Genomic DNA, 1,955 nt, shown 5'->3' with positions numbered 1-1,955 from the left:
TCAGTTCGGCCATCATTGCGGAAAAAATGGCGCCGGCCGGCGGTTTTGCCATTTCGCACGGGGCGCACGTCGGAATTGGCTCGCTGCCGATTGTGTTGTTTGGCACGGAAGAACAAAAACAAAAATATTTGCCGTATTTAGCGACCGGCGAAAAAATCGCCGCCTACGCCTTGACGGAGCCTGGCTCGGGTTCGGACGCCCTCGGCGCGAAAACGACGGCGAGATTAAACGCGGAAGGCACGCATTACATTTTAAACGGCGAAAAACAATGGATCACCAACTCCGGTTTTGCTGATGTGTTTGTCGTCTATGCAAAAGTCGACGGCGAACATTTCACCGCGTTCATCGTGGAACGCGACTTCCCGGGCGTTTCAACTGGTCCGGAAGAAAAGAAAATGGGGATTAAAAGCTCGTCGACAAGAACGCTCATTTTGCAAGATGTGCCGGTGCCGAAAGAAAACGTGCTCGGTGAAATCGGAAAAGGCCATGTCATCGCCTTCAACATTTTGAACATCGGCCGCTACAAGCTTGGGTTAGGGGCGGTCGGCGGCGCGAAGCGGGCGCTTGAAATCACGCTCAAATACGCCAATCAGCGCCAGCAATTCAAACGGCCGATTTCGCAGTTTACGTTGACGCAGGAAAAATTCGCGACGATGGCGTCGCGCCTGTATGCCGCCGAAAGCTCGGTTTACCGCACGGTCGGCTTGTTCGATGAACGGATGGGCCTGCTTGATGCGGAAAAGGCGAAAGATGGCAAAGAAGTGGCGAAATCGATCGCCGAATATGCGATCGAATGCTCATTGAACAAGTTTTTTGCCACGGAAGTGCTCGATTACATCGTGGATGAAGGCGTGCAAATCCACGGCGGGTACGGCTTTATGCAGGAATACGAAATTGAGCGCGCCTACCGCGATTCGCGCATCAACCGCATTTTCGAGGGGACGAACGAAATCAACCGCCTTCTCGTGCCGGGCATGTATTTGAAAAAGGCGTTAAAAGGCGAGCTGCCGCTCTTCCAAAAAGCGCAGCAGCTTCAGGAAGAACTGATGATGATGGCCGCCGAAGAGCCGGGGACGGGCGCGCTGGAACAAGAGAAATACTTGGTGCGCAACGCGAAAAAAATCGCCTTGATGGTCGCCGGTTTAGCGGCGCAAAAATACGGCCAGCGCATTGAAGAAGAGCAAGAAGTGCTCGTCAACATCGCCGACATCGTCTCGAACATTTATGCGATGGAATCAGCGCTTTTGCGCACGGAAAAAGCGATTCAGGCGAGCGGTGAGGAGAAAAACAAACAAAAATTGCTGTACACGCAAATTTTCTGCCAAGAGGCGTTCAATGAAATTGAAGCCCATGCGAAAGAAACGCTCGTCGCCGTCGAACAAGGAGACACGCTGCGGATGATGCTCGCCGCTCTCCGACGGCTGACGCGCCATACGCCGATCAACGTGATCGCGAAAAAACGCGAAGCGGCCGCCGCGCTCATTGAAGCCGAACGGTATATTGTGTGATAATGGGAAGTGCCAGGCGTTTGCCTGGTGCTTCTTATTTGTTTGCCACACAGCGGAAATGAAAGGGAGGAGTGAAGATGGCGCTCACGCTCTATTGGTATCCAAAATGCGGAACGTGCCGGAAGGCGAAAAAATGGTTGGATGAACACGGCATTGAGGTGCAAACGGTGCATTTGGTCGACGAGCCGCTGACGAAAGAGCAGCTCGCCCGTTTGCACCGTCAAAGCGGGCTGCCGCTCAAAAAATTTTTCAACACGAGCGGGATGAAATACCGCGAGCTTGGCTTGAAGGACAAGCTCGACCGCGCATCGGAAGACGAGATGCTCGATTGGCTCGCCTCGGACGGGATGTTGGTCAAACGGCCGATTTTGACGGACGGCGAGCGGGTCGTCGTGGGCTTTCGCGAACAAGAATACGAGGCGTTTTTCGCGGCGGGGACATAAAAAA

The 1,955-nt window shown here is 53.7% G+C and carries 2 protein-coding genes; both read left to right on the top strand.

All coding sequences use genetic code 11. The annotated features are described in order from the left end of the window. Positions 1-1,508: acyl-CoA dehydrogenase family protein (locus tag VU18_RS13130; RefSeq protein WP_236687400.1), on the top strand; the 1,508-nt coding region annotated here is incomplete at its 5' end. A 77-nt stretch (positions 1,509-1,585) separates the two neighbouring features. After that, positions 1,586-1,951 (top strand): arsenate reductase family protein, encoded by a 366-nt coding sequence (locus tag VU18_RS13125; RefSeq protein ID WP_011232475.1) that lies wholly within the window; start codon positions 1,586-1,588, stop codon positions 1,949-1,951. The last annotated feature ends 4 nt before the right edge of the window (positions 1,952-1,955 follow it).

The organism is Geobacillus sp. ZGt-1 (genome assembly GCF_001026865.1).
GTDB classification, from domain to species: Bacteria; Bacillota; Bacilli; order Bacillales; family Anoxybacillaceae; genus Geobacillus; species Geobacillus thermoleovorans.
This window is presented reverse-complemented; position numbering and strand designations above follow the sequence as displayed.

Bases quoted from the DNA above. Each gene is read 5' to 3' on its own strand.
- VU18_RS13125 (WP_011232475.1), top strand. From the start codon at position 1,586: ATGGCGCTCACGCTCTATTGGTATCCAAAATGCGGAACGTGCCGGAAG.